Annotated in this window: 24 protein-coding genes and 1 tRNA gene; 11 read left to right on the top strand and 14 right to left on the bottom strand. The window is 57.1% G+C overall.

The genetic code is table 11. From position 1 onward, the window contains the following. Positions 1 to 43 precede the first annotated feature (43 nt). The gene (locus MUN82_RS13935; protein ID WP_375374076.1) at positions 44 to 1,450 is read left to right on the top strand and encodes an ammonium transporter; all 1,407 of its coding nucleotides are present in this window, start codon (positions 44 to 46) and stop codon (positions 1,448 to 1,450) included. A 181-nt stretch (positions 1,451 to 1,631) separates the two neighbouring features. Here MUN82_RS13935 and MUN82_RS13930 read toward each other — a convergent pair whose 3' ends face one another. The 7 genes from MUN82_RS13930 to MUN82_RS13900 form a co-directional block, all read right to left on the bottom strand. Beyond that, positions 1,632 to 2,837, bottom strand: a complete 1,206-nt coding sequence (locus MUN82_RS13930; protein ID WP_245091350.1) for a tetratricopeptide repeat protein — start codon at positions 2,835 to 2,837, stop codon at positions 1,632 to 1,634. Positions 2,838 to 2,861: 24 nt separating this feature from the next. Continuing rightward, positions 2,862 to 4,079: a tetratricopeptide repeat protein gene (locus MUN82_RS13925; protein ID WP_245091349.1), complete on the bottom strand. Its 1,218-nt coding sequence runs from the start codon at positions 4,077 to 4,079 to the stop codon at positions 2,862 to 2,864. 16 nt (positions 4,080 to 4,095) lie between these two features. Then, positions 4,096 to 5,460, bottom strand: a complete 1,365-nt coding sequence (locus MUN82_RS13920) for an ATP-binding protein (protein ID WP_245091347.1) — start codon at positions 5,458 to 5,460, stop codon at positions 4,096 to 4,098. Positions 5,461 to 5,516: 56 nt separating this feature from the next. Next, the gene (locus MUN82_RS13915) at positions 5,517 to 5,789 is read right to left on the bottom strand and encodes a DUF167 domain-containing protein (RefSeq protein ID WP_245091345.1); all 273 of its coding nucleotides are present in this window, start codon (positions 5,787 to 5,789) and stop codon (positions 5,517 to 5,519) included. 10 nt (positions 5,790 to 5,799) lie between these two features. Continuing rightward, positions 5,800 to 6,000, bottom strand: a complete 201-nt coding sequence (locus MUN82_RS13910; protein ID WP_187319850.1) for a hypothetical protein — start codon at positions 5,998 to 6,000, stop codon at positions 5,800 to 5,802. 112 nt (positions 6,001 to 6,112) lie between these two features. Next, a complete protein-coding gene (locus MUN82_RS13905) occupies positions 6,113 to 6,853 on the bottom strand; it encodes an endonuclease III domain-containing protein (protein ID WP_245091343.1) in 741 nt (246 codons plus the stop codon). Between the two features lie 47 nt (positions 6,854 to 6,900). Beyond that, positions 6,901 to 7,674, bottom strand: coding sequence for a hypothetical protein (locus tag MUN82_RS13900; protein WP_245091341.1), 774 nt, complete (start codon positions 7,672 to 7,674; stop codon positions 6,901 to 6,903). 400 nt (positions 7,675 to 8,074) lie between these two features. Between MUN82_RS13900 and MUN82_RS13895 the strand changes: the two genes are divergently transcribed. Continuing rightward, positions 8,075 to 8,890 carry a TrmH family RNA methyltransferase gene (locus tag MUN82_RS13895; RefSeq protein ID WP_245091339.1) on the top strand — a complete coding sequence of 272 codons (816 nt, stop codon included), beginning with the start codon at positions 8,075 to 8,077 and terminating at the stop codon, positions 8,888 to 8,890. Between the two features lie 153 nt (positions 8,891 to 9,043). Here MUN82_RS13895 and nagA read toward each other — a convergent pair whose 3' ends face one another. Then, positions 9,044 to 10,171, bottom strand: a complete 1,128-nt coding sequence (nagA, locus tag MUN82_RS13890; protein WP_245091338.1) for an N-acetylglucosamine-6-phosphate deacetylase — start codon at positions 10,169 to 10,171, stop codon at positions 9,044 to 9,046. Positions 10,172 to 10,297: 126 nt separating this feature from the next. Between nagA and MUN82_RS13885 the strand changes: the two genes are divergently transcribed. Beyond that, complete coding sequence (locus tag MUN82_RS13885; RefSeq protein ID WP_245091337.1) at positions 10,298 to 10,573, top strand: acylphosphatase; 276 nt, start codon at positions 10,298 to 10,300, stop codon at positions 10,571 to 10,573. Between the two features lie 88 nt (positions 10,574 to 10,661). Here MUN82_RS13885 and typA read toward each other — a convergent pair whose 3' ends face one another. Then, a complete protein-coding gene (gene typA / locus MUN82_RS13880; protein ID WP_245091336.1) occupies positions 10,662 to 12,470 on the bottom strand; it encodes a translational GTPase TypA in 1,809 nt (602 codons plus the stop codon). Positions 12,471 to 12,659: 189 nt separating this feature from the next. Between typA and msrB the strand changes: the two genes are divergently transcribed. The 3 genes from msrB to MUN82_RS13865 all read left to right on the top strand — a co-directional run bounded on the left by msrB (position 12,660) and on the right by MUN82_RS13865 (position 14,508). Beyond that, complete coding sequence (msrB, locus tag MUN82_RS13875) at positions 12,660 to 13,223, top strand: peptide-methionine (R)-S-oxide reductase MsrB (protein WP_245091335.1); 564 nt, start codon at positions 12,660 to 12,662, stop codon at positions 13,221 to 13,223. 67 nt (positions 13,224 to 13,290) lie between these two features. Continuing rightward, positions 13,291 to 14,082, top strand: coding sequence for a DUF3050 domain-containing protein (locus tag MUN82_RS13870; RefSeq protein WP_245091334.1), 792 nt, complete (start codon positions 13,291 to 13,293; stop codon positions 14,080 to 14,082). A gap of 75 nt (positions 14,083 to 14,157) precedes the next feature. After that, entirely contained in the window at positions 14,158 to 14,508 is a 351-nt protein-coding gene (locus MUN82_RS13865) for a hypothetical protein (protein WP_245091333.1), read from the top strand. 9 nt (positions 14,509 to 14,517) lie between these two features. Here the strand turns inward: MUN82_RS13865 and MUN82_RS13860 are convergent, their stop codons facing one another. After that, positions 14,518 to 15,075 (bottom strand): hypothetical protein, encoded by a 558-nt coding sequence (locus MUN82_RS13860; RefSeq protein WP_245091332.1) that lies wholly within the window; start codon positions 15,073 to 15,075, stop codon positions 14,518 to 14,520. Between the two features lie 215 nt (positions 15,076 to 15,290). Between MUN82_RS13860 and metG the strand changes: the two genes are divergently transcribed. After that, a complete protein-coding gene (metG, locus tag MUN82_RS13855) occupies positions 15,291 to 17,339 on the top strand; it encodes a methionine--tRNA ligase (RefSeq protein WP_245091331.1) in 2,049 nt (682 codons plus the stop codon). 182 nt (positions 17,340 to 17,521) lie between these two features. Here metG and pth read toward each other — a convergent pair whose 3' ends face one another. Then, entirely contained in the window at positions 17,522 to 18,085 is a 564-nt protein-coding gene (gene pth / locus MUN82_RS13850; RefSeq protein WP_245091330.1) for an aminoacyl-tRNA hydrolase, read from the bottom strand. A gap of 175 nt (positions 18,086 to 18,260) precedes the next feature. Beyond that, positions 18,261 to 18,833 (bottom strand): 50S ribosomal protein L25/general stress protein Ctc, encoded by a 573-nt coding sequence (locus MUN82_RS13845; protein WP_245091328.1) that lies wholly within the window; start codon positions 18,831 to 18,833, stop codon positions 18,261 to 18,263. 255 nt (positions 18,834 to 19,088) lie between these two features. Between MUN82_RS13845 and MUN82_RS13840 the strand changes: the two genes are divergently transcribed. Continuing rightward, positions 19,089 to 20,960 (top strand): CocE/NonD family hydrolase, encoded by a 1,872-nt coding sequence (locus tag MUN82_RS13840; RefSeq protein ID WP_375374075.1) that lies wholly within the window; start codon positions 19,089 to 19,091, stop codon positions 20,958 to 20,960. Positions 20,961 to 21,083: 123 nt separating this feature from the next. Here MUN82_RS13840 and MUN82_RS13835 read toward each other — a convergent pair whose 3' ends face one another. Both MUN82_RS13835 and MUN82_RS13830 read right to left on the bottom strand, forming a co-directional pair. Then, complete coding sequence (locus tag MUN82_RS13835; RefSeq protein WP_245091327.1) at positions 21,084 to 22,013, bottom strand: ribose-phosphate pyrophosphokinase; 930 nt, start codon at positions 22,011 to 22,013, stop codon at positions 21,084 to 21,086. A 165-nt stretch (positions 22,014 to 22,178) separates the two neighbouring features. Then, positions 22,179 to 22,251 (bottom strand) — tRNA-Gln (locus MUN82_RS13830). A gap of 283 nt (positions 22,252 to 22,534) precedes the next feature. Here MUN82_RS13830 and atpD point away from each other — a divergent pair. The 3 genes from atpD to MUN82_RS13815 all read left to right on the top strand — a co-directional run bounded on the left by atpD (position 22,535) and on the right by MUN82_RS13815 (position 25,608). Continuing rightward, positions 22,535 to 24,040: a F0F1 ATP synthase subunit beta gene (atpD, locus tag MUN82_RS13825; protein ID WP_245091326.1), complete on the top strand. Its 1,506-nt coding sequence runs from the start codon at positions 22,535 to 22,537 to the stop codon at positions 24,038 to 24,040. 85 nt (positions 24,041 to 24,125) lie between these two features. Continuing rightward, positions 24,126 to 24,371, top strand: a complete 246-nt coding sequence (gene atpC, locus MUN82_RS13820; protein WP_245091325.1) for an ATP synthase F1 subunit epsilon — start codon at positions 24,126 to 24,128, stop codon at positions 24,369 to 24,371. Positions 24,372 to 24,477: 106 nt separating this feature from the next. After that, the gene (locus MUN82_RS13815) at positions 24,478 to 25,608 is read left to right on the top strand and encodes a trans-sulfuration enzyme family protein (RefSeq protein WP_245091324.1); all 1,131 of its coding nucleotides are present in this window, start codon (positions 24,478 to 24,480) and stop codon (positions 25,606 to 25,608) included. The last annotated feature ends 111 nt before the right edge of the window (positions 25,609 to 25,719 follow it).

Genomic DNA, 25,719 nt, shown 5'->3' with positions numbered 1-25,719 from the left:
CCCTTGGAAACTATACCCCCGGTCCCCTCATAACCCCTTACGTATGTCTTCCCCCTCTACTCTGCGACCAAGCTACACCCTGTTTTCGCTGTTTGCGTTGGTAGCCATTAGTTTAGTGGTAGCGCTGGTGCCCATGGAGCACCCCGCCGCTGCGCCCGACTCGCTGAACGGCGCCGATGTGGCCTGGATGCTCACCGCCACCGCCCTCGTATTGATCATGACGCCGGGCCTGTCGTTTTTCTACGGTGGTATGGTGCGCCCCAAGAACATTATCAGCACCATGCTCCAGAGCTTCGTGGCGATGGGCGTTATCACGGTGCTTTTCTATCTAGTAGGTTTTTCACTGGCCTACGGCGACTCCTGGCACGGGCTGATTGGTAACCCCTTCACCTTTATGGCCCTCCGCAACGTAGGCACTGCGCCCAACCCGGCGTTTGCGGCTACCATTCCGTTTGTGCTATTCTTCGCGTTTCAATTGAAGTTTGCCGTCATCACTCCGGCACTCATTACCGGCTCGTTTGCCGAGCGCGTGCGCTTCAAGGGGTATCTGGCGTTTATGGTGCTGTTTAGCTTATTTATCTACTGCCCGTTGGCTCACTGGACCTGGCACCCCGAAGGCTTCCTGCGGCAGTGGGGCGTGCTCGACTTTGCTGGGGGTACCGTAGTGCACATCTCGGCCGGTATTGCGGCCCTGGCCGGGGCCATGGTGCTGGGGCGCCGCTCTACGCACGTGCGTCAAAGCTCCTTCTCGACACCTAATGTACCCTACGTGATGCTGGGCACTGGTCTGTTGTGGTTTGGCTGGTTTGGCTTTAATGCTGGTTCCTCGCTGGGTGCCAACGACATAGCCGCTCTTTCCTTTGTGAATACTACGCTGGCTTCGGGTGCGGCTCTTATTGCCTGGATGCTGATTGAAACCCTTTGGGGCGGCAAGCCCACAGCGCTGGGTGCCTGCATTGGGGCGGTGGTTGGTCTGGTGGCCATTACGCCCGCTGCCGGCTACGTGCAGAGCGGACACAGCATCTTTATCGGTGTTGTCTCTTCGCTGATCAGCTACGCTGCCGTGCACTGGAAGAACAGCCGCACTACCCTCGACGACACGCTCGACGTGTTCCCCTGCCACGGCTTAGGCGGTATTGTGGGCATGCTGCTCACAGGTGTGTTTGCCGATAAGGTAGGGCTGATTCACGGGTCGGCTACCACGTTTGGCTACCACGTGCTGGCGCTGGCTATCGTCGTTGCCTTCACCTTTGTGGGTTCCTGGATTCTATTGAAAATAACGGCTGCCATCTTCGGGCTGCGTGTGAAGCCTGCCGACGAAGAGCTGGGCCTCGACCTAAGCCAGCACGAAGAATCCACCTACCATGTGGATGAGGAATATGAGCGTACCTATCGCAAAGCGTCGGCGCAGCATGAGCCGGAGCCGGAACGGGAGCTGATTTCTCGGTAAACGCGAAGAAACACGCCGTAAACACAAACGGCCCGCCTTCAAAGGCGGGCCGTTTGTGTTTAGAACCTGCTCATAGTATCTAATCGGTGTAGAGACACATTCTTGCGTCTCGCCGTTAAACAAAATCCGGTGTCACGGCGAGACGCAAGTATGCGTCTCTACACCGTTGCAGCTTTTCCAACTACCGTAACGCATACGTCCACACGTACACCACCAAGCCGCCGAAATATAAGGCCAGCGCAGGGGTAACGTAGGTTTGGGGTAGGCCGAGGGCCACGAGCCCAACGGCTATAAGTCCTACCACCGCCAGGCCACCTGCAAACCACATCGACTGACGCTGACGCTTGGGCAATAGCAGACGCCACGCGCCTACCACCGGAAACAGCAGCCCCAGCGTGACAATGCCCAGGAGTTCTACGGCTGGCAACTGCCCTAGCAAGCCGCCCACCACGGCCGCCGTTCCGCCCAGCAACAGCACCAAAAACTGATTCGATAGGCGTATTTGGTCGGGGCTAAGGGCGTGGCGGCCGTAGCTATTGAGACGCAGCAGAGAGTTGAACAGCGGATCGGCAAACCAGCTCATGAACACCAGCAACAAATACAGGGGCAGCAGCAGCGGCACGAACCGCGCCAGCACCCACAGCCCGATAAACAGCACCCGACGGGCGCCGTCGCCCAGCGTGGTAGACCAATAGGCAAACTTGAGGAAGCCGCGGTACAACCAGTAGCGAGATTTTAGGGCTTCTACCAGCCCTTCGCGGGCGTAGTCGGAGGTAGGGTGCAGGCGCAGGGCTTCGCGGAAATACCCCAGTGCCTGTTTCGGCCGGCCGGCTTCCAAGGCCACCCAGCCGGCATCGGCGTGGGTGCCGGCCGCGTCGGGGTCGTGGCGTAGAGCTTCCTGGAGGGTGTCGGCGGCGTCGGAGCGGCGGCCCAGGCGGGCTAGTGCTCGGCCGCGCAGCCCCAGGCAGTCGATGTGGGTAGGGTCGAAGCGCAAGCCAGTTTCGGCGGCGCGTAGGGCTGCCTCCCACTGTCCCCGCCGAAACCGGATGATGCCCAGCGTGTGGTGGTAGTTGGGGTCAGCGGGATCCAAGGCCAGAGCTTGTTCAATGGCCTGCTGCGCTTCCTGTGGGCGGTGCTGACGCAGATGGGCCAGGCTGAGCAAGTAATACGCAAAATCGTATTCCGGCGCCAGATGAACGGCCAGCTCTGCTTCCTGCTGACCCTCCTCCAGCTTGTTCTGCTCCAGCAAGGCCATGCCCAGCCAACCGTGGGCCAGCGCGTCGTTGGGGTCGTGGTGCAGCATCTGGCGCAACTCCTGCTCGGCCTGTGGGGCGCGCTCCTGACGTAGCAGCAACAAGATGCGTTCGGTCCAGTGGGTGACGGGCATGGCGTAGAAAATGGCTGAGTACCGTTAAGCCTGTTCTGGCTGCTGGTATGGCTTAGCGGGCCGAAATACTTGGTAGATCAGCAGGAAAAGGCCAAAAATAGCCAAGAAACGCCGGCTTTCGGTCGCAGGGTCAGGATTCAGCAACAGACCATACAGTAAGTACAAGGCACAACTGCCCGGCGAGAGCAACAGCATAAAGCCTAAGGGTAGGCGCTTGTCGCCCTCGCGGAAGCGCCGCCACGCATTGCGCAACGGGAAAATCAGCCCGCCTCCTACCAGCGCCCAGGTAAGGGGTAGAGAGGATGGCAACAAGGCGGCGCTGGCAATGGTAACGGCTCCCCACAGCAGCCCACCATAAAACCAAGCGTCGGTGGGGGTAGGGGCACGCTCCTGCTGCTGGTGCCGCCATTCCAGCACGGCGCTCAGCAGCCACGCGCCGGCCAACGGTAGGAGCAGCACGAGGCCACACAGCACCAGGCAAACGGCCCACAGCTTGCTCCGCAATTGCGGTGCTCGCCAGTGATGTTGAATCTCTTGTTTTTGCGCGGTAGCCCACACCACGGGCCGCCGCCACCAGCGCGTATCGCGGGTAGCACGCTGCAACAGGCGGTGCGCCACTTGCAGGGTAGGGTCGAGGCGCAGGGCTTCGCGCAGGTGGGGTAGGGCCGCGGCTGCCTGCTGCCGTTCCAGAAGCGCTGAGCCCACGTTGAGCCGCACAATGGCCGTGCTGGGCGCCAGCACCAGCAGTTGCGTAAACACGGCGTCGGCGGTGGTATAGTCGTGTAGCTTGTTGAGGCCCATGCCCAGCCACAGCAGGTTGCCCGCGTGCTGGGGCTCCAAGTTCAGCCCTGCGTAGGCCGTCTCAATAGCCGCAGCATACAAGCCCGCAAACCACAAAATCTGACTTCGCAACGCATAGTAGCGCACCATATCGGGCCGCAGGCGCAGGGCCTGAATGATGGCTTCGTCGGCGGCCAGGTAGCGGCTGAGCAAGTGTTGCACCTGGGCCAGGAGGAAGAACGCGCTGGGCTCCTCGGGGGCTAGCGCAATGGTGGTGCGGCTCATCTCCAACGCTTCAGCCAGTCGACGTTGCCGTAGCAGGGCCTCCGTGAGGGTAAGATGAGCCTGCACATCATACGGCTCTTGCCGGAGCCGGTGCATGGCGAGTTGTGCCGCATCGGCGGGGCGGTGGTGTTGAAGCAGGAGCGCTGCCCGGGCAAACCATTCTTCTTCCTGCCTCATCACACAAGCCGTTTGCCTAGTCGCGCGGTTTCTTGATGCCCAGATACGTCAGGATATCATCGTACACGCCGCCTTCGTTGGAGTAGAGCGCGTAGTTTTTGGCTGTGGCAAACCACTCCTTGGTGCTGGGGCGCACCTGCCCAACAGCCTGAAGGAAATCGGCCTGCTCCAGGGGTAGGGGGCGACCCTGCTTCATCGATTCGCGCAGCCGGGTTTCAATAGCCACATCGACCAGCGCCTTCAAATCGGCGCCGGAGAAGCCAGCGGTTTTGGCGGCTAGGGTGGCCATCTGCACATTGGCCGCCAGCGGCTTATCGCGCAGCATCACCTCCAGCACCGCTTGGCGAGCAGCCTCATCGGGAGGCGTCACCAGCACAATGCGGTCAAAGCGGCCAGGGCGACGGAATGCAGCATCCAAGTGCCAGGGCGCATTGGTAGCAGCCATGATGAGCACGCCGTCGTTGGCACTGACGGCCCCATCCAACTCAGCCAAAAACTGGTTGATAACGGTGCGGCCCGCACTCTGGCGTAGATCGTGGCGGTTGGCGGCCAGGGCGTCTACCTCGTCAAAAAATAACACGCAGGGCGCCTGCAACCGGGCCATCTGGAATAGCTGGTGCAAGTTTTTTTCGCTGTTGCCCAGCCACATATCCAGAATATCATTGATGCCGACGTTGATAAACGACGCCTGCACCTCGCCGGCCGTGGCGCGGGCCAAGTGGGTTTTGCCGCAGCCGGGTGGGCCGTACAGCAGCAGGCCGCCGCCAGTGGCTTTGCCATAGGCTTTGTAGAGGTCCGGGAATTGCAGCGGGTGAATGATCTTGAGACGGATTTCCTCTTTCACCGCTTCCATACCGCCCACATCGGCAAAGTTAATTTTTGGCTTTTCGAGGCCTGCAAACAGCGCCTGCTCGTCTACCACCGGCGTGGTGTCGGTGGGGCGTGGGCCTTGTGCCGGCACGGGCGTAGCCGACTCGCGCAGCTGAGCCGCGAGAGCAGCATCTTCCAGGGTAGGGTTGTGGTGCAGAGCGGTTGCGTAGGCCTCGCGGGCGGGTTCTAGCTGGCCGGTTTGGGCCAGCAAGCGCGCGTGCAGCAAGTGGGCGCGGGCGTGTTCGGGGGCGCCAGCTAGCAGTTCCTCTACCACTACAAACGCCGCCGAGGTCTTGTGCAACCCCGTGTACACTTCGGCCAGACCCAACTGCAAGTCTGTGTCGGTGGGGGCTTGGCGCAGGCCGGTGCGGTACAACTCTTCGGCTTCGGGTAGGCGCTGAGCTTGCACGAGCAGGCCGGCCACGTGCTTACGAAGCGGTAAATTATCGGGCGAGAAAGTAAGCGCCTCTAGCAGCGGCTGGATAGCGGATGGATCGGGTAAAGCAGCCATAAGTAAGCACGAATCGTTGTACTTGCAAGCTACGGTCTTTCGCGGTTTTGTGCTAACTAATCAACTATATATTGCTGCAAAACTGTCTGTAAGTCAATTTCTGACACGCCATTAAGAGCTACTTTTTTGAAAGGGGCCGTGTGGCCACTCAGTAGCTCAACGCTTGCCTTGGCTACACCGAATACCTCGGCCAGATAGGCTACCAAACAGGCGTTGGCTTTACCGTCTTGGGCGGGTGCTTGTAGGCGCACCGTCACGGTGCCATCAGAGGCTACTAGTAGCTGGTTACGGCGAGCGTTGGGTTTGGCTTTGAGGTGCAGAATGGCCAAAATAGCTTATTTAAGCGGGGTCGTTGTAAGCATCGTACACGTTCCAGGCCCACACCAGGAAAGGTACAATAAACGTCCACCACAGAAAAAAGCCAACCAAGCCGCTAATCACCCAAATAAACAGCGCCTTCAAAATCTGACCTTTGATCAGTTGGCCCAAACCGGGCAAGAAGATGGAAGCAAGGGCTGGAACGCCGTAGGTCTGTTTCATTTTTGAGTTAGTTGTTCGGAGTAGTGATTCTGTCGTGTAGTATCTGATTGAAACGCTGTTTCTGTCGGATGGTTGGAGTGATAGGGCACTGTGCACAATCAACAGCATCAACTTATTGACTACCCACTCCTCCTAACCGCGCTTGCCCGAATGGGCATTGGTCGAGCACCACGCAGCGCCCGCAGGCTGGAGCGGCGTAGTAGCAGCATTTTTGCCCATGAAACATGAGGGCTTCATGGTGGTCGTAGACTTGTTGGGCGGTCCAGTCGGGGGGTAGAAGGGCAGCCAGTAAGGCGTGTGCGGGCCCTTCGCCTACCTTCGGGCCAATGAGGTCCAGGCGCTGGGCCACGCGGTGGTGGTGGCTATCGACGGGCATAGCGGGTCGGTGCAACGTGCTGAACAGCAGTACGGCAGCGCTGGTTTTAGGGCCTACCCCCGGCAACTGTTCCAGCCAAGCCCGAGCTTCGGGAATGGGCATATCGGCCAGAAACTCTAGGTGGCAGGGGCCGTCGCAGCGGGTGCTCACCTCGCGCAGCACGGCTTGCAGGCGCGGTGCCTTTTGCTCGGGCCAGGTGCAGGGGTTAATGGCGGCCTCTACCTCGGCGGTGGGAGCGTCGCGTACGGCGTCCCAGGTCGGAAAACGGGCGCGCAGCTGCTGGTAGGCGCGGTGCGAGTCCTGGTTCTTGGTGCGGTGCGAAAGCAAGGAGCTAATCAGCTCACTAAGTGGGTCTTTCTCGCTGAAAAAGGGAAAAGGCGCGCCGTACGCGGCGCAGAGGCGCTCGTGTACCAGCAGCGCCTTTTCCTGGCGAGCTTCGAAGGTGGGAGAGTCGGGGGCGGTAGGGGAGGGTTTCACCCATTTGCCTACGCAAAGCGCCGGTTGCAGGGTTGCCCACGCTGCCGTTAGCGGCCGGCGTTGTTGCCGCTGTTGTAGAGTGTAATGGCTTGCCGGATGTTGTTCTGCTGCTTACCCTGCAATACCAGCGGCACAATCAGTAGCGGGATGCCGGCATATACCAGCGGCGAAACAGTGGGTCTACCGGGATTAGGATTGAACGACGATACCAGTCCGGCCACCATTAGGCCACCAGCAGCCACGTAACTGAGGGTAGTAATTGTCTGGTAGCGGCGCGCTTGGGCCATTAGGGCGCTGGCGCCGGCATTGTCGGAGACGGCCGCGCTGAGGTTGCGCACGTTTAGGTCCTGCACAGGGCCATTTTCCTTGCTGAAGTAGGAGGTCCTCACGGTGCGGTAGCCACCATAGGGGTAGCCCCCAAAGCCGCCGCCATAGGGCATACCAAAGCCTCCATAGCCGTAGCCGAAGGGACTATATCCGAAGGGGCTGCCGCCGGCGTACTGCGTGCGCGTGATAGAGTAGAGGCTGAGGCGCCCTACCCGGTCGCGGCGCAGGGTAGCCTCGCGGCGCGACTTAGGCAGGGTAGTACGCACGTAGAACCCGGTTTCATCCTCGTAATAGCGCACCTGATCGAAGTCGATGCGTTGTTGGCCGTCTAGCAGCAGGAAGTTGCGGCCAAATACGGGCTGCTTGATTTCAACATCGTAGGCGCGGTATACCTGCCCACCTTTCAGGCCTACCGCGTAGCGCGTGGTATTGGCCGGGGGTAGGCTCTGCATTTGGCGCTGCTGCTGTTGCTGGCGTATTTCAGCCTCCGACAACGCGGGGGGGCTGCCAGTTGGGGGCGCACCGTATCGGGCATGGCTACAGGCGTGGGCGCTGCCTGCGGCAAGGTGTTGAGCTGGCGAGGTCCCTCTTGCTGCGCCCATGCGGCGGGCGCGCCCAGCAAGAGTACGGCGAAGAGAACGGAGCGGCAAGTCATGGGACGTAGAGAAAAGAGGAAAGCCCAAGAAAACGGGGTTGGCATGAAGGTAGAATTAATTTTGCTACGCTGGTAGCCGAAAATTGCAGGAAGGGACCAAACCATTAATACACGGATGACCACTAACTAGCTAATGGTTGCATAACGTCAAAAAGTTCGGGTATGGTATGAGTTTGAGCCAACCGAAACCGCTCAACTTATTACCTGTTGGCGGCGGCCAGCCTGTATCTTTGCCTACCATGTCTGACCTCATCACTAGCCCCCAGAATCCACGTATCAAAGCCTTGTTGCGGCTGCAGCAAAAGTCGTCGGAGCGACGCCAACAGGGCCTGACCATTGTAGAAGGCCTGCGCGAACTGACGGTGGCCCGGCAGGCGGGGGTAGCCGTGCCCACCGTATTTATCTGTCCTGAACTGGCCGGTGCGGCGCAGCCGCCTAGCCTTGTCGCAGCACTCGACAAAAGCACGGAGTGGGTAACGGTATCGAAAGCCGTGTTTGAGCGCGTGGCTTACCGCGAAGGGTCCGATGGTGTGCTGGCCTTGGTGCGCCCACCTCACCGCACGCTTCCCGACCTTCGCCTACCCTCCAACCCGTTACTGCTGGTGCTGGAAGCCGTAGAAAAGCCCGGCAACTTGGGCGCCATCCTGCGCACCGCCGACGCCGCCCAGGCTACGGCCGTTATCGTCTGCGACCCGCGCACCGACCTGTACAACCCCAACGCTATCCGCAGCAGCATTGGCTGCATCTTCACAGTGCCCACAGTAGCTACCTCGCGGCCTGAGTTGCTGGCGTGGTGCAAGGAGCACGGCATCCGTACTTACGCTGCCGCCCTCACCGATGCGGCCCTACCCTATACCACCCGCGACTTCCGCGGCCCCACGGCCCTCGTCATGGGCACCGAAGCCGACGGCCTCACCCCCGAGCTACGCCAAGCCTGCGACGAAACCATCATCATCCCCATGCGCGGCGCCATCGACTCCCTCAACGTGAGCACGGCTACCGCCATACTGACCTTCGAAGCCGTACGGCAGAGAGATGAGATGGTAGGGTTGTGAGGGTATGAAGTGCAGTGTCATCCTGAGCGCAGCGAAGGACCTTCTCACGCATGAACGAGTCGTTGTTACGCTAATCATTCTGTCGTGAGAAGGTCCTTCGCAAGCTCAGGATGACAGCCGCTTTTTTCATTTACTACTCACAAAATCACCACTTCATGACTCATTCCAAGCCAACTCCCCCGCTAATACGGTGCCTTGCACCTCGAAATCAGCATTGAACAGGCACAAATCAGCGCGGTAGCTGGGTTGAATGAGGCCTAGCTCATCGTCGAGAGCGAGGACTTGGGCGGGGTAGAGCGTGGCCATACGCAGGGCTTCTTCCAATGGTAGCCGCACCTCTTGCACACAGTTGCGCACGGCATCCATCATGCTGAGCGCCGAGCCGGCCAGCGTGCCGTTTTCATCCACAAAGCAATTCTCGGCCCGACGGAAGCGGTAGGCGCCGTGCGTGCCGGCTTCCACGGCATCGGTTATCAGGAATAGCCGTTTGCCCAACATTTTGTGGCTGATGCGTACGGCTGCAAAGTCGCAGTGCACGCCGTCGGCAATGATGCTGGCGTGGGCCGAGTCGGCATCGTAGATGGCACCTACCAGGCCCGGCGCCCGGCTTTCCAGCGCCGACATGGCATTGAATAAGTGGGTGGCCGCTGTGAAGCCCTGCTTGAATGCCGTTGCGCCCTGCGCGTACGTAGCGTTGGAGTGTCCCGCTGACAGCACCACCTCCGCCCGGCGCAGCAGGGCTACTATTTCCGACGTGGTTACTTCGGGCGCCAGCGTCATCATGCGCAGGGTGCCTTCGCCCAGCGCCAGCAGCTCCGCTACCGAGTCGGTAGTGGGTTGCTGGATGAATTCTTGTTGGTGCGCACCTTTTTTGAGGGGGTTGATATAGGGCCCTTCGAGGTGGATACCTAATAAACAGGGGTGCCCAGCTTGCTGATAGTCGCGGCCGGCTTGCAGTGCTGCCCGCATCATCTCCATCGAGTTGGTGGGCATGGTAGCCTGAAAGCTAGTCGTGCCGTGGCGGCGCACATGGGCCTGTAGTTTCTGCAACGATTCGACCGTAGGATCAACCGAAAACAGCGCGCCGCCGCCACCATAAATCTGCAAATCAATAAAGCCGGGACTCACATTGCAGCCGCGCCCGTCTACGCGGTCCACATCGGCAGGAGCCGCTACTTCGGGTACAATGGCTGCTACATGGTTGCCTTTAATCAGAATGGCATGGTCGTGCAAAACGGTGGTGCCGCTGTAAATGATGCAGTTAGTGAGCAGGTAGGACATACGTAGTAGTCAGATGTAGAGAAGTGTGGTGATAAGCTACTAAACGGCGATGAGCAGGTAGAGTACTGAAAGCAGTCAATGTTCTCACACTCAACCTGTCTCGTTGCCTTGGCGTAGGCATACGTTATGGCACAAGAACACCGCACATTTCGCATTCACGGTCACGTACAAGGCGTCTTTTTTCGGCAAAGCGCAAAACAGGAAGCCCGCTTACTTGGCCTCACCGGCTACGCCCGCAACAACGAGGACAGCACTGTTACCATCGAAGCCGAAGGACCGGCCGAGGCACTGGATAAGCTAGCCGCCTGGTGTCAGCACGGCCCCAGCACCGCCAGGGTAGAGCGGGTAGAAGAGAAGGTAGGGGAGGTGCAGGGGTACACCGAGTTTGAAGTGCAACGGTAAAATAGAAATACCTATTTTAAACAGATATACACATAAAAAAAGCCCGACGTCCGTCGGGCTTTTTCAACTTAAGTAAGACTATACTGAATTAGTCAGCCTGCTTGGCATAGCGCAGACGCTCGTTTTCGTCGAGGTAGATCTTGCGCATCCGTACCGATTTCGGCGTTACCTCTAGGTACTCATCCTTCTGGATGTATTCCATAGCTTCTTCCAGCGAGAACTGACGCTTCGGAACAATCTTCGCGTTTTCGTCGGAGCCCGAAGCGCGCATGTTGGTGAGCTTCTTGCCCTTCTGGATGTTGATGGTCAAGTCGTTGGGACGGGTATGCTCGCCGATAACCTGGCCAGCGTACACTTCCTCGCCCGGATCTACGAAGAATTCGCCGCGGTCCTGCATCTTGTCGATGGTGTAGGCGGTACCGGGACCCGTTTCCAGCGAAATCAGCGAGCCGGAAATACGGCCAGGGATGTTGCCTTTGTGGGCCTCATATTTCACGAAGCGGTGGTTCATGATGGCCTCACCAGCGGTGGCAGTCAGCACGTTGTTGCGCAAGCCAATCAGCCCGCGCGACGGAATGTTGAACTCCAGGTGCTGCAAGTCGCCTTTCGGCTCCATGATGGTCAACTCGCCTTTGCGCATGGTCACCAGCTCAATCACCTTGCCGGCAGTTTCCTCGGGTACATCTACTACCAAGTGCTCGATGGGCTCCAAACGGTGGCCGCTCTCGTCTTCCTGGAACAATACCTGAGGCTGGCCTACCTGCAATTCATAGCCTTCGCGGCGCATCGTTTCGATGAGTACCGACAAGTGAAGAATACCGCGACCATACACCAAGAAGGAGTCTTCCTTATCGGTGTCTTTCACGCGCAGGGCCAGGTTTTTCTCGGTTTCCTTGTACAGACGGTCGCGTAAGTGACGCGACGTCACGAACTTACCTTCCTTGCCAAAGAACGGCGAGTTGTTGATGGTGAACAGCATGTTCATCGTCGGCTCGTCGATGCTGATGCGGGGTAAGGCTTCCGGGTTGTCAGCGTCGGCAATAGTGTCGCCGATGTCGAAGCCTTCAATACCTGTTACGGCGCAGATTTCGCCGGCGCTAACCTCCGAAACCTTGGCGCGGCCGAGGCCTTCGAACACCTGTAGTTCTTTGATCTTTACTTTCTTGATGCTGCCATCAGCCTTGCACAAGCTCATGTTAGCACCTTCTCTCAGGGTGCCACGCTGCACGCGTCCGATGGCGATACGGCCTACGAATGACGAATAGTCGAGCGAGGTCACCTGCATCTGCGGAGTGCCTTCGTTGACCGGTGCGGGCGGAATCACCTCGATAATGGCGTCGAGTAGGGGCGTGATGTTGTCGGTCTGCTCTTTCCAGTCGCGCGACATCCAGCCTTGCTTCGACGAGCCGTACAGGGTCACGAAATCCAACTGGTCTTCCGAGGCACCCAGGTTGAACATAAGGTCGAATACTTGCTCGTGCACCTCGTCGGGACGGCAGTTTTCCTTGTCTACCTTGTTTACCACCACGATAGGCTTCAAGCCCAGGTCGATGGCTTTGCCCAACACGAAACGCGTCTGCGGCATGGCGCCTTCGAAGGCATCCACTAGCAGCAGTACGCCGTCGGCCATTTTCAGTACGCGCTCTACCTCACCACCAAAGTCGGCGTGACCAGGGGTGTCGATGATGTTGATTTTAACGTCCTTATAGCGGACGGATACGTTCTTGGAAACGATGGTGATACCCCGCTCGCGCTCCAGGTCGTTGTTGTCGAGAATCAGGTCGTCGAACTGCTGGTGTTCGTCGAAGATTTTCGAGGCGTGGATGATTTTGTCCACCAGCGTAGTCTTGCCGTGGTCAACGTGCGCAATAATTGCGATATTCCGAATGTTCTGCATACAAAGGGTTTTGCGGGTGCAAAGGTACGCATTTTCGGCGGCAAAAACGCACAGCAACAAAAAGATAACTCGCTGGGACTGAAAGAGCCGCGCCGCGTGGCAGAACCGAACGCAAAGCCAGTTGCGTACGTTTTGCTACCGATGGGCTTGGTACCCATCTTCTCATCCAGCCTTTTGTTTCCTACCCGCATGCGTACTTCCTTGCTGGCTTTGCTGTTAGCTCTCGGCATCAGCTCCACGGCGTGTTCCCAAAACAAACCCAAAACCATTCCCAACGGCCCCGATGTGCCCGCCCGCACTGTGCATGCGGTGGACAAGAAATACGCTGCCCCCAAACCTGTAACGGGCAAGCCCGGTGAGTTTCCGGTGCAGAAAACCACCGCCGAATGGGAAAAGCAGCTCACCGAGGAGCAGTTTTACATTCTGCGCGAAAAAGGCACTGAGCGCGCCTTCAACAATCCGTATTGGGACAACCACGCCAAGGGCACATACTACTGCGCTGGCTGTCACAACCTGCTATTCAACTCCAGCACCAAGTTTGAATCGGGCACGGGTTGGCCGAGCTTCTGGGCGCCAGCCACCGACAACAGTTTGAAGGTAGCCAGTGACGAAAGCTTCGGCATGAGCCGCGACGAGATTGTGTGCGCTACGTGCGGCGGCCATCTCGGCCACGTCTTCGACGACGGTCCCAAGCCCACGGGCTTGCGCTACTGTATGGACTCGTATGGTATGACCTTCGAGAAAGCCAAGTAACGTAAGCTGAACCGTATTTTTGTGCTGCTGAGCTTCGGCTTGGCGGCACTTTTCATTTCTCCTACCTATGTCCGCTTCTCCCAATTCAATAGAAGGCCTGCAACAGAAGCTGGCCCCCGCTCGCCAACAGCTCGTTGACCACGGCATATACCACGCCCTCACATCGCTCGACGATTTGCGCACGTTTATGCAGCACCACGTTTTTGCCGTGTGGGATTTTATGTCGTTGCTGAAGGCCTTGCAACGCGAGCTGACCTGCGTGACCCTACCCTGGGTGCCCAAGGGAAATCCTGCGACCCGCCGCCTCATCAACGATATCGTGCTGGAAGAAGAAACCGATGTAGACCCCGAAGGTCGCTCCAGCAGCCACTTTGAGCTGTACCTGCGTTCTATGCAGGAGTGCGGCGCCGATACCGAGCCAGTAGAGCGCTTATTGGTAGCGCTGGCCGAAGGTAAAACTGTAGCTGAGGCCCTGCACGCTGCGCAGGTACCGACCTCGGTGCGGGAGTTTGTGCTGAGCACGTTTGCCATTATCGACTCGGGCAAGCCGCACGCCGTGGCCGCTGCCTTCACCTTTGGCCGCGAAGACGTGATTCCAGATATGTTTCGCCATTTGGTAGCCGATTTGCAGCGCCGTTTTCCTGGCCAGCTCGATACGTTTGCCTACTACCTCAACCGCCACATCGAGCTGGATGAGGAAGTGCACACGCCCCTGGCCCAACAGATGGTACGCGAGCTGTGTGGCGATGATGCCCAGAAATGGCAGGAAGCCGCCACCGTAGCCGCCGACTGCATGCAGGCCCGTGTAGCCCTCTGGAATGGTATTCAGGCCGACTTAGGCGTGGTGGTTTCCAGTTAATAGCAGCCGGTGCTAACTTAACGGACGACGGGCGCGTTGTAGAAGAAAAGTCCTTCCACAACGCGCCCGTTTTATATGTCAGCCCGATTTTTACTTTCGTTTCTCAGTGCCTCGTTGCTGTTCAGCAGCGCGGCTTGTACCATCTCGCAAGAGCAAAATGCGGAGGTAGCTCGCCCAGCTGTGCCCGCCGAAATCCTGACGGATGCCGACCGCCAAGCGGCATATAACAGTAACGCAGGCTTCGGCAGTGGTACCGCACCCGATGCTACGCCGGGTAGGGTGCAGCCTGGGCAGTTGGCCAGTGATGTAAACTCCCGTAAGCGTCCGGAAAGCCTGAATACCAATCTGCCCAACAATACACCTACCGAAACCCGCCTCAGCCGCCTGCGTGGAGCACCGGTAGATACGCTGCGGCTGCCGCGGTAAAGTCGGTAATTACTGCGTATCGGCGGAATTCTCCGATGAGGAGGCGGGAGCGGCTGGTTTTCTGGCGCGCGAAGGCCGGCTGCGGGTAGCTGTGGTAGCAGACGACGGTCGGCGTGACTTAGCAGCGGGTTTCGGGGCAGAGGTTTCTTCTGCGTCGGCTGGGGTCAGTTCTTCCGTGTCTACGCTATCAGAAGCGGCGAGGGTAGGCGTGTCGTAATGGCGCACTATCGTATGTAGTGCCTGCTCAAACATCCGCTCCGTGTCGGCGTCGAGGCGGTTGGTGGCCTCGCGCACTACTTCCTTCAGCTTGGCTTTGGTTTCCTTGCGGATGCGCTTCACCACCTCGTTCATACGCTTGTCTAGCTCCTTTTGCAGCTCTTTGGCAGCGGCTTTCAGCGCTTTCTTCTGATTGCTTTTCTTCTCAGCGCGGTTGTCGGTTACTAGGTCCTTGGCTTTGGGGCTGCTTTTCTTAGCCTTGCTTTCGTCTTTGCCGGTGTCAATAGCAGCGGCTTTGGTATTGATCAGGTCAGCTTTGGCTGACTTCTGTTTTTTCTCCAGTTTTTTCATGGGTAGGGAGGCGAAAAGAGTAAATGCTGTTGAGTGAAGATACGCGCACGCGGCTCGACTGTTGTGGCGAAAGGTAGTGTGTGCGGCGGGGAGAAATTCATTAAGAATTTGTTACTACCGCAACTCCTGTTTTTTACTCGTTCCTTTGCCGGAAAATTGGCGCGCTTCTACGCGCCGTTTGCACTCAGTGACGACTGTTTTTGGTTTCTTTTTCTATGCAAACTCTTCCCCAACGCTATACCGTTACGGCGGCCCTACCCTACGCCAACGGCCCCGTGCACATTGGTCACCTGGCGGGCGTGTATCTGCCGGCCGATATTTACGTGCGCTACCTACGTGCCCAGCAGCGCGACGTGAAGTTCATTTGCGGTTCCGATGAGCACGGCGTGCCCATCACCATTCGCGCCCAGAAGGAAGGCGTCGCGCCTCAGCAAGTAGTTGATAAATACCACGCCATCATCAAAGATTCTTTCCAGGAATTTGGCGTGTCGTTCGATATTTATTCGCGCACTTCTTCCGAAACACACGCCGAAACCGCCAGCGGTTTCTTCCGCAAACTCTACGACGATAACAAGTTTATTGAGCAGGTTTCGGAGCAGTATTATGATGAAAAAGCCGGGCAGTTTTTGGCTGACCGCTACATTGTGGGCACCTGCCCGCATTGCGGCAACGAAAACGCCTACGGCGACCAGTGCGAGAAGTGCGGGTCGTCGCTGAGCCCCAGCGAGCTGATCAATCCGCGTTCCATGCTCTCCGGCAACCAGCCGGTGCTGCGCGAAACCAAGCACTGGTACCTACCCCTCGATCAGTACGAACCCTGGCTGCGCGAGTGGATTGTGGAAGGCCACAAGCAGGACTGGAAAACTAATGTGTACGGCCAATGCAAATCCTGGCTCGACCAGGGCCTGCATCCCCGCGCCGTGACCCGCGACCTAGATTGGGGCGTGCCTGTGCCAGTGGCCGGCGCCGAGGGCAAAGTGCTCTACGTATGGTTTGATGCACCCATTGGCTACATCTCTGCTACCAAAGACCTGCTGCCCGGCGACGCTTGGAAACCGTATTGGCAGGATGCCGGCACCAAGCTGGTGCACTTCATTGGTAAGGACAACATCGTGTTCCACTGCATCATCTTCCCTGCGATGCTGAAGGCCCACGGCGACTACATCCTGCCCGACAACGTGCCTGCCAACGAGTTCCTGAACCTGGAAGGCGACAAAATCTCTACCTCGCGCAACTGGGCCGTGTGGCTGCACGAGTATCTTCAGGATTTCCCCGGCAAGGCTGATGTGCTGCGCTACGTGCTCTGCGCCAACGCCCCCGAAACCAAGGACAACGACTTCACTTGGAAGGACTTTCAGGCGCGCAACAACAACGAGCTGGTGGCCAACCTCGGCAACTTCGTGAACCGCGCTGTGGTGCTTACGCACAAGTTTTTCGAGGGTAAAGTGCCCGAAGCTGTCGGTTTCGCAACTGAGGACGAAGACGTGCTGCGCCAACTCGCAGAGTTTCCGCAACGGGTAGGCGACCTGATTGAAGCATACCGTTTCCGCGACGCGCTGAATGAGCTGATGAACCTCACACGCCTCGGCAACAAGTACCTGGCCGATATGGAGCCTTGGAAGCTCATCAAAACCGACCAAGCCCGCACCGGCACCGTGCTGCACGTGGCTCTGCAACTGGCCGCTGGTTTGGTGACGCTGTTAGAGCCGTTCCTACCCGCTTCGGCTGAAAAGCTAGGCCAGATGCTGAATCTGGAGAAAGGCAACTGGCAGCAAGCCGGCCAGCCCGATGCCCTACCCGCTGGCCACCAGCTCCAGCCCGCTGCCCTGCTCTTTGACAAAATCGAGGATGCTACGGTAGAGGCCCAGGTACAGAAGCTGCTCGACACCAAGAAAGCCAATGAACTAGCCGCCGCCGTGGCCGCTCCCGCCAAGCCAGACGTATCGTTCGAGCAGTTCCAGCAAATGGACCTGCGCATCGGCACCATCACGGCGGCTGAGAAGGTAGCCAAGACCAAGAAGCTGCTGAAACTGACCGTCGATCTAGGCCTGCCCGAGCCGCGCACCATCGTGTCGGGCATCGCCGAGCATTTCCTACCCGAAGCTCTCATTGGCCAGCAAGTGCAGGTGCTGTTGAACTTGGCGCCCCGTGAAATCAAAGGCATCCAGAGCCAGGGCATGCTGTTGATGGCCGAAAACGCCGATGGGGTGTTGTCGCTGATGCAGCCGAGCAGCCATGTGTTGCCGGGGAGTGGCGTAGCGTAAATTGAGTCAACAGCAGTTCGCAAAAAGCGTCTGTCATCCTGAGCAGAGCGAAGGACCTTCTCACGCTAGAACGACAATCGTATCAACGACTCGTTCTAGCGTGAGAAGGTCCTTCGCTCTGCTCAGGATGACAGACGCTTTTTGCGTTGTATTGCCCGTCCATGGGCGAATGCAAGGTGACTCTACTTCGTGTTCACTACGTTCATCGTGCGCTCCAGCCCAATTGTTCCAAATGACAGAATCGCCTCCGCTGCCCGCTCGATGTGGGTGGAAAGGTCGATTTGCTCATCGGCGGTGAAAGGATTGAGTACGTAATCTACCTGTCTACCCTTCGAGAAGTTGGCATCGACACCGAAGCGCAGACGGGCATATTCGTCAGAACCGATGCTTTCCTGAATGCTCTTCAAGCCGTTGTGTCCGCCGGCTGAGCCTTTGCCCTTCAGGCGCAGCTTGCCATAGGGTAGAGCCAAGTCGTCGGTTACCACAACCATATTTTCCTTCGGAATTTTCAGGCTAGTGAGGTAATGCACGGCAGCCTTGCCACTTAGGTTCATATAGGTGGTGGGCTTTACCAGCACAAAGGTTTTGCCCTTGTGCTTTATTTCGGTGACAAAGGCATGACGGCCTAACTCAAACCGGGCGTCGTTTTTCTGCGCCAGGTAATCGGCCACCATAAAGCCAATGTTGTGGCGCGTGTCGGCATACTCGGGGCCAATATTGCCCAGAGCCATAACTAAAAACTTCATCGCAGATGGTGCAGGGTGAAAGAACTTGGCAGATGCAGTAGAAGCGGCAAGCTACTGAACAGGTAGCTGACACAAAAAAGCCGCTCCGAAAGGGAGCGGCTTCTTAGAGTGAAATTGCAGGTAGAAAGCCGGCACCGAATTGACATAACCCGGCTTACTCTACAAAATCTGTGATTTATTTCTCGTTGGCCATTTGGCCTTTCAGCGCACGTGGGATGGCCACAGTGGCGATAGGAGCCAGCGGGTTGGTCAGGATGGTGTAGTTCTCAGGCTCTACCTTGCTTACCTTGATCGACTTGCCGAGGCCCAGGTCCGAAATATCCACTTTCACGGAATCGGGCAGGTTTTCGGGAAGGGCTTTCACTTTCAGCTTGCGCAGCTTGCTTACCAGTTTGCCACCGGCCAGTACGCCCGGCGAAACGCCTACATACTGCACGGGTACTTCCATTTTCACTTCTTTGCCGTCTTGCAGCAACAGGAAGTCAACGTGCAGCAGCATTTCGTTTACGGGGTGGAACTGCGCGTCCTGTACGATAGCACGGTAGGTAGTACCTTCTACGTTGAGGTCTACAATGTGTACTTCGGGGGTGTACAGCAGTTCGCGGAACAGGATGGCCGGAGCGGAAAAATGCACTTGCTCGTCGCCGCCGTACAGTACGCACGGTACATACGACTCCAGGCGCAACGCCTTGGCATCTTTCTTACCGAGATTCGCTCTTTTAAACCCTACAATCTCGAGGCTTTTCATAAAAACGTGTGGTTGAGAGAAATAGAACGTCTACCCTACATGGGTAAACGGGCCGCAAAGGTAGTGAATAATTTAGGTTTTTACATATTGTTATTCCGAGCGCCGCGAGGAATCTGAGTGAAAGTTCTTGTTCACTCAGATTCCTCGCGGCGCTCGGAATGACAACGCGCAACCTGCTGGTCAAACCGCAGACTTTAGCACTGGCCTCCGCAGTCAATTCTGTACTTTGAGGCACTTATTCTCAATCCCTCCTCCATGAAACAAGCAGTGATGCTCAGCCTACTGGCGTGGTGCACCGCCCCGGCACTGGCCCAGCAAGCCGATAGCTACGCCAAAGCCCATTACACTAAGCAGGAAGTGTATATACCGATGCGCGACGGCACCAAGCTGTTTACGGCCATTTACACGCCCAAAGATGCCAGTAAGCAGCACAAATACCCCATGATGATGCAGCGCACCTGTTACAGCATCGCACCCTATGGCGAGGGCAAGTATCCGGCGCGCCTGGGACCTTCGGAAACGATGATGAAAGAGGGCTACATCTTTGTATATCAGGATGTGCGCGGGCGCTACAAAAGCGAAGGCACCTGGACCAACATGACGCCTGTTATTGACAATAAGAAGGGCAAAAAAGATGTCGATGAGGGTTCGGATACCTACGATACCATTGAATGGCTGACCAAGAAAGCGGCTAACAACAACGGTAGGGTAGGGCAGTGGGGTATTTCCTACCCCGGTTTCTACACGGCGGCCGGTATTCTGTCAGACCATCCGGCGCTGAAAGCTTCTTCGCCGCAGGCACCTATTTCGGACTTTTTCTACGACGATTTTCACCACAATGGGGCGTTTCTGGAGTCGTACATCTTCACGTTCCCGGTGTTTGGGGTGCAGAAGCAGGACACCACCAGCCGCGCGTGGTACACGGCGCAGAACATCAAGACCAATACTAAGGATGGTTACCAGTTTCTACTGGACCTCGGCCCGCTGAAAAATGCCGATCAGTACTACGCCAACAACTTCTTCTGGCAGGAAACCATTAACCACCCCAACTACGATGAATTTTGGCAGAAGCGCGGCCTACCCCAGCACTACAAAGCCGGCATCAAGCCGGCCGTGATGACGGTAGGCGGCTGGTTCGACGCTGAGGATTTGCGCGGCCCGCTCACCATTTACAAGACCATCGAAAAGAAAGACCCCAATGCCTACAACACCCTTGTGATGGGGCCGTTTGGGCACGGGCGCTGGAGCCGCGAAACCGGCCACACTATGCACAGCAACGTGTATTTTGGCGACAGCATTGCTACGTTTTACCAGAAGAACATTGAGGCCAAGTTCTTCCGTCACTTCCTGAAAGAAGACGGCAACAAGAACTCCGGCCTACCTGAAGCCTACATGTATGATACGGGCAAAAAGCAGTGGGAAACCTTTGCTAAGTGGCCCGCGGCCAACGCTACCCACCAGAAGCTCTACCTAGCCGCCGATGGCAAGCTCACGCAGCAAACAGCCCCTACCCCCGGTACCACTACCTTTATCAGCGACCCGCTGAAGCCTGTGCCCTACACCGAGGACCTGACCACCACGATGGGCTTCACCCCGCATAACTACATGAGCGAGGATCAGCGCTTTGCCGGCCGCCGGCCTGACGTAGTAGTATTTCAAACCGATGTGCTGACGGAGGACGTGACCCTAGGCGGCGAAATTATGGCCAAGCTGCAAGTAGCCACCTCCAGCACCGACGCCGACTGGGTGGTGAAGCTCATCGACGTATACCCAGGCGACGAGGCCAACAACGCTTACATGCCCAACAAAAACGTCATGCTCAGCAACTACTGGCAGATGGTGCGCTCGGAGGTGATGCCGGCCCGCTTCCGCAACAGCTTCGAGAAGCCCGAGGCGATGGTAGCCAACCAGAAAACCGCCGTCGATTTCCGATTGCAGGATGTATTGCACACCTTTAAGAAGGGCCACCGCATTATGGTGCAGGTGCAAAGCACGTGGTTCCCATTCATCGCTCGCAACCCACAGAAGTTCGTCCCCAACCCCTACAAAGCCGACGCCAGCGACTATGTGAAAGCCACGCATACGGTATATGGCGACAGTTTTCTGGATGTGGAGGTACTAAAATAAGACCTAAAACACTATTCCCCAGACGCAGTGAAGGACCTTCACAGGTAGGAACGACTCGCTATTATGAGTATCGTTCCTACCTATGAAGGTCCTTCACTGCGTTCAGGAGGGCAGAAAAGTATTCTATATAAACAGCGAGCTAATCGACTCGTGCGAAACGACGTTGTGCATGGCCTGCGCGAACAGCGCTGCAACCGACACTACCTTAATTTTCTTGTTCTCCTCGCGCAACGGAATGGTATCCGTCACGATCAGCTCTTCCAGAGCTGAGTTGCGGATACGGTCGTGGGCGGGGCCACTGAGGACGGGGTGCGTGATGACTGCTCGTACCGATTTGGCGCCGCGCTCCATCAGCAAATCGGCGGCTTTGCAGATAGTACCGGCCGTGTCTACGATGTCGTCTACCAACACCACGTTGTGGCCAGCTACGTCGCCAATCACTTGCATGGAGGCAATTTCGTTGGCCCGCAGGCGCATTTTGTCGCACACCACAATCTCGGCGCCGAAGCGCTTGGCGTAAGCCCGCGTACGCACTACCCCGCCTACGTCGGGAGAGGCAAATAGCAGGTTGTCGAGGTTCAGCGACTTGATGTAAGGAACCGTCACGGCTGCACCGTCGAGGTGGTCTACTGGAATATCGAAGAACCCCTGAATCTGGCCTGCGTGCAGGTCACAGGTCATCAGGCGGTCGGCCCCCACACTCTGAATCATGTTGGCTACCACTTTGGCACCAATGCTCACGCGCGGTTTGTCTTTGCGGTCTTGGCGGGCGTAGCCCATATAGGGCATCACGATATTTACTTTATAGGCCGAAGCGCGCTTGGCAGCATCTACCATCAAAGCCAGCTCCATCAGGTTTTCGGCGGGCGGGTTGGTGCTCTGGATCAGAAAAACCGCACAGCCGCGCACGCTCTCGTTGAAGCTCGGCCCCAATTCCGCATCGGCGAAGCGCTGGATGCTTAGGTCGCCCAGCGGCATACCGTAGGCGGCCGCTATTTGCTCACCAAGGTCGTGGGAGGCATTACCCGTAAAGATTTTAACCTGTTGTGCCATGAGTAAAAGGTAGGAGTACTGATGAAGACGACAAAGAACGGGCAGCAAGTAGAAAGCGCCAAGCGCTGACTAGAATAAAGCCAGCGTTCCGGAAAAACCAGAAAAAGCGAAAGGCGCTGCCTTCCTGAGCAGGAAGATGCAGCGCCTTTCGCGGTAGTTGAGCAGTTGTCCGACCAGGGCTCGAACCTGGACTTTCTTGAATCAAAATCAAGCGTGTTGCCAGTTACACCATCGGACAATTTGTGATTCCCAACGGGGTGTGCCGTTTGGGTGTGCAAATGTACTACTGTTAGAATTCAAGGCAAACTTTCGAGCAAATATTTTTTTCAGTCAACTCGTTTCAAATGCCCTTTTTCTATTAGTAATGGGTGTTGAGTTCCTGATTTTCAGAGTGTGACGTTTCCGCTAAAAAGCTGAAAAATTCTCAGTCTTTCTACGGAGCTATACTTGGCAAAGCAACGATTTCGCCGTAGTTTTGCGGCCTGAAAATGTTGCAACACCCCTACATATACTAGAATCGCATGGCGAATATCGGTAAAATCACCCAGGTCATTGGTCCCGTTGTGGACGTGAGCTTCGCGGGTGAAGGCGCTAAGCTGCCTAATATCTTGGATGCCCTCGAAGTAACGAAGGACAACGGCCAGGTTGTGGTGCTGGAATGCCAGCAGCACTTGGGGGAAGACCGGGTACGTACCATTGCCATGGACTCGACGGAGGGCCTGACCCGCGGCGCGCAAGTGCGCGACCTGGGCGCTCCTATCTCCATGCCCACCGGCGACGGCGTGAAGGGCCGTCTGTTCAATGTAATTGGTCAGGCTATCGACGGCATTCCGCAGCCGCAGAGCACCGGCGGCTTGCCCATTCACCGTCACGCGCCCCAGTTCGAAGACCTCGCCACATCGTCGGAAGTATTCTTCACCGGTATCAAAGTAATCGACCTGCTTGCTCCTTATGTAAAAGGCGGTAAGATTGGGTTGTTCGGAGGCGCTGGGGTAGGCAAAACCGTACTGATTCAAGAACTGATCAACAACGTGGCGAAAGCCTACTCGGGTCTATCGGTATTTGCTGGCGTGGGTGAGCGTACCCGCGAAGGCAATGACTTGCTGCGTGAATTCATTGAGGCCAACATCATTCGTTACGGCGAGGAGTTCAAGCACTCGATGGAAGAAGGCGGTTGGGACCTCTCTAAGGTAGATATGGCCGAGATGGAAAAGTCGCAGGCTACCCTCGTGTTTGGCCAGATGAACGAGCCTCCCGGAGCCCGTGCCCGCGTGGCCCTGTCGGGTCTGACCATTGCTGAGAGCTTCCGTGACGGCGACGGTACCGGTGCCGGCCGCGACATCCTGTTCTTCATCGACAACATCTTCCGCTTCACGCAGGCGGGTTCGGAAGTATCGGCTCTGTTGGGTCGTATGCCTTCCGCCGTAGGTTACCAGCCTACCCTGGCTACCGAAATGGGTGCCATGCAGGAACGTATCACCTCTACTAAGCGTGGCTCCATCACCTCGGTACAGGCTGTATACGTACCTGCCGATGACTTGACGGACCCGGCTCCGGCCAACACGTTCGCTCACTTGGACGCTACTACGGTACTGTCGCGTAAGATTGCCGAGCTGGGCATCTACCCTGCTGTAGACCCTCTGGACTCTACCTCGCGCATTCTGGACGCTACCATCCTCGGCGACGAGCACTACAACACCGCTCAGCGCGTGAAAGAGCTGCTCCAGCGCTACAAGGAACTGCAAGACATCATCGCCATCTTGGGTATGGACGAGTTGTCGGAGGAAGACAAGCAAGTAGTAACGCGCGCTCGTCGCGTGCAGCGCTTCCTGTCGCAGCCCTTCTTCGTAGCCGAGCAGTTTACTGGCCTAAAAGGTGTGTTGGTTGACATCAAAGACACCATCAAAGGCTTCAACGAAATCATTGACGGCAAGTACGACCACCTGCCGGAAGCTGCTTTCAACCTGGTAGGAAATATCGAAGATGCTGTAGCCAAAGGCGAGCGACTGATTGCTGAAGCGAAATAATGTGCTGATTTCACAATGTGCCGATGTGCTGATTTCAATCAGGCATTGGCGCATTAGCACATCAACTCATTAGTACATTAAAACAATGCATTTAGAAATCATCACGCCGGACCGGAAGGTGTTTGAAGGCGAAGTAACCTCGGCGCAATTCCCAGGCATCGACGGGCTGTTTGAGGTGCTGAACAACCACGCTCCGCTGATTTCAGCACTGAAATCTGGCGCTGTGACCGTTAACGGCACTAGTGGCCGCGAGTCGTTCAACATCGACGGCGGTGTGGTGGAAGTGCTGCGCAACAACGTAATTGTGCTGGCCGAGTCAATTAAGGCGTAGCTTTTACACTTCTAATTTTTCTGAAAAGGTCTTTCTCCGCGGAGAAAGACCTTTTTTTGTGTCGTAAGCTGTAGCTTGTACCGCCAATCACGCTTTGCCCTACCTCATGGAAATTCATCCCAAAATCACCCCGATCTACCAGACATCTGTTTTTAAGTTTGATGATCTGAATGAGTTGGAACTGTATTTCGGGGAGCCGGGCAGCCGGTATATGTACTCGCGCAACGGAAACCCCAACTCTGATGAGCTGGCCGAGGCCGTGAACAAGCTGGAAGCCGGCGCGGGGGCCATTGCCACTGGCTCGGGCATGGCTGCCATCTTTGCGGCCATAATGTGCTATTGTGAGGCCGGCGACCATGTGCTGTGCGCGCAAGATATCTACGGGGGCTCGTCGTCGTTGCTGAACCAAGAGTTAAGCCGTCTGGGCATCAGTACCACGTATGTGCCGTTTGCCGACTTGACGGGCGACTTGCAGCCCTACCTGCAACCGCGTACCAAGCTGCTGCTCTGCGAGACCATCAGCAACCCATTGCTGCGCGTGGTAGACGTGCAGGCCGCAGCCAATGCTTGTCACGCGCACGGCCTGAAGCTGGTGGTTGATAATACATTTGCTACCCCCGTGCTTACGCAGGTATTGGCCCTCGGCGCCGATCTGGCCGTGCATAGCGTCACGAAGTACTTGGCCGGGCATTCCGACGTGACGGCCGGCGCTGTGGTAGCACGCACCGCAGAAGATGCGGCCCGCCTCAAGCAACTTGGAGTGACATTTGGCCTCACGTTGAGCCCTATGGAAAGCTGGTTGGCCGTGCGCGGATTGAAGACGTTGCGCTTGCGTGTAGAAGCGCACTCGCGCAACGCCGCGCAGATTGCCGACATGCTGGTGCAGCAGCCAGGTGTGCGCGCTGTGTATTATCCTGGCTTGCCTACCCACCCGCAGCACCAACTGGCCGCGGTGCAGGGTCACGGATTATTTGGTGGTATGCTGTCGTTTTTGTTGGCCGATGAGGCCGACGTGGTGAACCGAGTGATGCAGCGTAGCCAACGCTTCCCTTTTGCACCATCGTTGGCTGGAGTCGATTCGTCGCTTTCTTACCCAGCTGGCACCTCGCATCGGGCCCTTACGCCGACGCAACGCACGGAGTTAGGCATTACTACCGGGTTGGTACGTTTGTCCGTGGGAATAGAGCCGGTGGCTGAGTTGCTGGCCGATTTGCAACAAGCGCTAGCAGAAGGGTAGGGTTTTGTACTACACAACTAGAGTTTTATACGTTATAAACTGTCTATTGAACTTTATGTACTGTGTTCAGGCGGTATTCTGTACAATGGATAAGTACGTCGCTCCGTCTGA

Source organism: Hymenobacter aerilatus, assembly GCF_022921095.1.
GTDB classification, from domain to species: domain Bacteria; phylum Bacteroidota; class Bacteroidia; order Cytophagales; family Hymenobacteraceae; genus Hymenobacter; species Hymenobacter aerilatus.
This window is presented reverse-complemented; position numbering and strand designations above follow the sequence as displayed.